The 4,239-nt window shown below is 57.7% G+C and carries 6 protein-coding genes; 3 read left to right on the top strand and 3 right to left on the bottom strand.

The genetic code is table 11. The annotated features are described in order from the left end of the window. Window positions 1–38: 38 nt before the first annotated feature. A complete protein-coding gene (locus ACRESD_RS19180; protein ID WP_005786202.1) occupies window positions 39–305 on the bottom strand; it encodes a DUF4404 family protein in 267 nt (88 codons plus the stop codon). Between the two features lie 110 nt (window positions 306–415). Next, entirely contained in the window at window positions 416–1,024 is a 609-nt protein-coding gene (locus ACRESD_RS19175; RefSeq protein ID WP_431752343.1) for an HAD family phosphatase, read from the bottom strand. 247 nt (window positions 1,025–1,271) lie between these two features. On the opposite strand from ACRESD_RS19175, the gene ACRESD_RS19170 reads away from it, so the two are divergent. Further along, entirely contained in the window at window positions 1,272–1,910 is a 639-nt protein-coding gene (locus ACRESD_RS19170; protein WP_431752344.1) for an MlaA family lipoprotein, read from the top strand. Window positions 1,911–1,967: 57 nt separating this feature from the next. On the opposite strand, the gene ACRESD_RS19165 is transcribed toward ACRESD_RS19170, so the two are convergent. Continuing rightward, on the bottom strand, window positions 1,968–2,264 hold the full coding sequence (locus ACRESD_RS19165; protein WP_431752342.1) for a PilZ domain-containing protein: 297 nt from the start codon (window positions 2,262–2,264) through the stop codon (window positions 1,968–1,970). Between the two features lie 275 nt (window positions 2,265–2,539). On the opposite strand from ACRESD_RS19165, the gene rssB reads away from it, so the two are divergent. After that, window positions 2,540–3,721, top strand: coding sequence for a two-component system response regulator RssB (gene rssB / locus ACRESD_RS19160; protein WP_431752341.1), 1,182 nt, complete (start codon window positions 2,540–2,542; stop codon window positions 3,719–3,721). After that, window positions 3,721–4,203, top strand: coding sequence for an anti-sigma factor antagonist RssC (rssC, locus tag ACRESD_RS19155; RefSeq protein ID WP_003172602.1), 483 nt, complete (start codon window positions 3,721–3,723; stop codon window positions 4,201–4,203). The genes rssB and rssC overlap by 1 nt, the downstream gene beginning before the upstream one ends. Window positions 4,204–4,239: the final 36 nt, after the last annotated feature.

The raw sequence follows: 4,239 nt of genomic DNA, 5'->3' as shown, positions 1-4,239 counted from the left end.
GCTCCCACATTGGTTTCTATGCATGCATCGGTCTTGGTTTAGATCCCGATATTGCCCAGGGTGATCATGATATTGCGCAAGGTCCCGGAAATGACCGGGTGTTCGGCGTCAAACTCGATGGCCGCTTGATTTACATCGTCGGAAATACTGGGGGTTTGAGTGGCCGGTTCCAGTTCAAGTTGTAATTCAAACTTGGCAATCAAGGCTTCCAGCGCTTCACGTTTTTCTTCCGACAGCGGCGGCTCCTGTTCCAACTGCCCGCGCAGGATTTCGACCTGTTCTTCCAGTTTTTTGCGATCAGGCATGACGTGTTTCCTTTTATCGATAGGCACTGGCATAGACCGCGGCACGCCGAGAAAGGTCTACGGGCTGACCTGTAGATTAATCCACTGGCGTCGACTGTGCATGATCCGTGTCAGGGCTTTTCGCCTTTGAGCTGGCGCAGGTTGATGTCCGCCAGGCAGGTGCCGAGTTCGCCCAAGTGGTCGATCACCGAGTGCACACCCAGCCCATACAGTGCCATCGTGGCTTTACCGCGCTTGTGTTCGCGTTGTTGCTCGGTAAGTGCCTGCCACTGCTCGGGCGCCAGGCCACAGAGTGAGCCGCAGGACGCTAAACCGATGGTCCACAGCCCGGCATTCAGGCCCGATTGCAGCAGGCGCGGCTCACCGCTGACCAGCACGCAGCCTTCCAGGCGTTCGATGTTCAATTCCATCAAGGCTTGCCAGCACGCATGAGGCGCCGGCCAACGGATGGAGGAGGGTGATGTTGCTTTCAGCCAGCCAGGCAGTGTCGCAGCCAATGGCGTGGTGATTGAGGCGGGCAGCTCATCCAGCCACGCGCAGGGCACGCCTTGATCCTTGAGGCTACGCAGGATCTTCAGCGCGCCAGGAGTGGCTTGAGAGTCGGGAGAGGGCGAATCGGTGCGTGCCTGGGAACCGAAATCCACCAGGCAGCCACTCAAGCCGAACAGCACGGCGGTCAAGGAAGGGGCGCTGGCGACGGCAATTTCGGCTTGAGGCATTTCGACATCCCTGAAATAGCTGTGACGCTAGCGAGGCGGGATGACAAGCAGATGACACTGGCAGGAGATTGTAGGGATTTTGTGCATTTTCTATATGACGTTTCCTACTGGCTGCCTAAATTGATACTTCCGTCATATACTGACGGTCTTCTTCAGGGCATAGCGCCCATGACAGACTATTCAAGGAGCTAAAGCTATGCGCTGGAGCCAGTATTTCGCTCAGCTATCTGTGTGTGCCACTATTCTGATGGCCCCGTTCGCTGCTCAGGCTGCGTCGGAAGACGATCCATGGGAAAGCGTCAACCGCCCGATCTTCACCTTCAACGACACGATTGACACCTACGCCCTCAAGCCATTGGCTCAAGGCTATCAGTTCGTCACTCCGCAGTTCGTACAGACGGGCATCCACAACTTCTTCCGCAACATCGGTGATGTTGGCAACTTTGCCAACGACGTGTTGCAGCTCAAGCCGCACGCGGCGGGTGTCGACACCGCTCGTCTGCTGGTGAACACCACTTTTGGCGTGCTGGGCTTTATTGATGTCGGCACCAAAATGGGGCTGCACCGCAATGACGAAGATTTCGGCCAGACCCTCGGCTACTGGGGCGTTGGCAGCGGTCCTTACGTGATGCTGCCGTTGCTGGGCCCAAGCACCCTGCGTGATGCACCGTCCAAGTACGTCGACACCTACACCCAACCGTATCGCTACATGAACGATATCGGCTGGCGTAACAGCACCTTCGGCCTGAACGTTGTCGATACTCGTGCCAGCCTGCTGGACAGCGAGAAGCTGATCACTGGCGACAAATACACCTTCATCCGTAACGCCTACCTGCAGAACCGTGAGTTCAAGGTCAAGGATGGCAAGGTCGTCGACGATTTTTAAGTCGTGACGCATTGAAATGAAGGCGACCCTGGCGGTCGCCTTTTTTGTGGGCGGGTTTCAGCGCATTTTCAAGATCTTGAGGCCCAGGTGCTGCTCATCCCCCGCGGCCTTGGTCCACACCACTTCAGTGTCTGCCTCCAGGCCTTTGAGGGCTGCGTGCTCCGAATCGATGCGCACCGTCAGTTGGTCACCCACGTTGAATTGTCGAGGGGCCTGCACCTGCATGCCGGAGCTGGAGAGATCCAGGCAAACCCCGGCAATCTCTTGGCCGGCGTGGATCAACGACACATCGGCATCCACTCGCATACGGATGAAATCGCGTTTTTCGGCGTAGTCGCGCTCGTGTTCGCTCATGGGTTCCATCCTTACTTTGTGTTGTGGTGGTGGGTGTTCTTATAACTCCCGGTGATTTGCGGTGTAAAGACGCCCAGCGACCATCGGCATGAGCTTGAAACCCCTGACGGATGGGAGTACCGTCTGCGCCTTAGAAGGGCACCTCTGCTTTACAGTTGTGCGTGGGTTAATTGCCTATGCTTTGTAGGACAGAGAGGCTAGAAAGCGAATCCAGTACGTGACCCGGCCATTGTCGAGCCACCTACGCCAACCTAATTCTGGCGCCGTTTGCCCACATGCAAAAAACCAGTGCCACGCTGCTGATAATCGATGACGACGAAGTAGTGCGCGCGAGCCTCGCGGCCTATTTGGAAGACAGTGGCTTCAGCGTCCTGCAGGCCGGCAATGGCCAACAGGGTCTCCAGGTGTTCGAGCGCGACAAGCCCGACCTTGTGATCTGCGACCTGCGCATGCCCCAGATGGGCGGCCTTGAGCTGATCCGCCAGGTGACCGAGCTTGCTCCGCAGACGCCGGTGATTGTCGTGTCCGGTGCCGGCGTGATGAACGATGCCGTCGAAGCCTTGCGCCTGGGCGCCGCCGACTACCTGATCAAGCCCCTGGAAGACTTGGCCGTGCTGGAGCACTCGGTGCGCCGCGCGCTGGATCGTGCACGCCTGCTGGTCGAGAACCAGCGCTACCGCGAGAAGCTCGAAACCGCCAACCGCGAACTCGAAGCCAGCTTGAATTTGCTCCAGGAAGACCAGAACGCCGGTCGCCAGGTGCAGATGAACATGCTGCCGGTCAGCCCCTGGACCATCGACGACTTCAAGTTTGCTCACCAGATCATCCCGTCGTTGTACCTGTCGGGTGATTTTGTCGACTACTTCCGGGTGGATGAGCGGCGTGTGGCGTTCTACCTGGCCGATGTCTCCGGTCACGGCGCTTCTTCTGCTTTTGTGACCGTGTTGTTGAAGTTCATGACCACACGGCTGTTATTTGAATCCAAGCGCAATGGCACCTTGCCGGAGTTCACCCCTTCGCAAGTGCTGGGCCACATCAACCGGGGCCTGATCAGCTGCAAGCTGGGCAAGCACGTGACGATGGTCGGCGGCGTGATCGATGAAGAAACCGGTCTTTTGACCTACAGCATTGGCGGTCACCTGCCGATGCCTGTTCTATACACTCCTGACAGTGTGCGTTACCTGGAAGGGCGTGGTCTGCCCGTTGGCTTGTTCAATGAAGCCACTTACGAAGACCACATCCTGGAACTGCCGCCGACCTTCAGCCTCACGCTGATGTCCGACGGCATCCTCGACCTTCTTCCAGAGCCTACACTCAAGGAGAAAGAAGCCGCCTTGCCCCAAAAGGTCAAGTCGGCGGGCGGCAGCCTGGATGGCCTGCGGCAAGTGTTTGGATTGGCCACGCTGGGGGAGATGCCGGATGATATCGCCCTATTGGTGTTGAGCAGGAACCTTTGATGAGTACCGGAAGAATCCAATTCGCCGAGCAAGACGGGACCTTCGTCCTGAAGTTTGTCGGTGAAGTGCGCCTGACCTTGTGTTCGGCGCTGGATGCGACGATTGAGCGGATCTTCACAGCGCTGAACTTCTCGGCGATCGTGATCGATCTGACCGAAACCCGCAGCATCGATAGCACCACCCTGGGCCTGCTGGCCAAGTTGTCCATTCTGTCTCGGCAGAAGGTCGGCTTGTTGCCGACAGTCGTCACCACCCACGAAGACATCACCCGTCTGTTGCAGTCCATGGGATTCGACCAGGTGTTCAACATCGTTGATCGCCCGATCCCTTGCCCGGAATGCCTGACCGACCTGCCATCCCAGGACCAGTCCGAGGAAGTGGTGCGGGTCAAGGTGCTGGAAGCGCACAAGATCCTGATGGGCTTGAACGAGTCCAACCGCGAAGCCTTCCACGACCTCGTCAATGCCCTCGAGCGCCACTGATCCTCGATTGAAATGTGATCAAAATGTGGGAGGGGG

The organism is Pseudomonas sp. (assembly GCF_050739995.1).
In the GTDB taxonomy this organism is placed as follows: domain Bacteria; phylum Pseudomonadota; class Gammaproteobacteria; order Pseudomonadales; family Pseudomonadaceae; genus Aquipseudomonas.
Note: the sequence above shows the minus strand (reverse complement) of the source record. Positions and strands in the feature narration are given on the sequence as shown.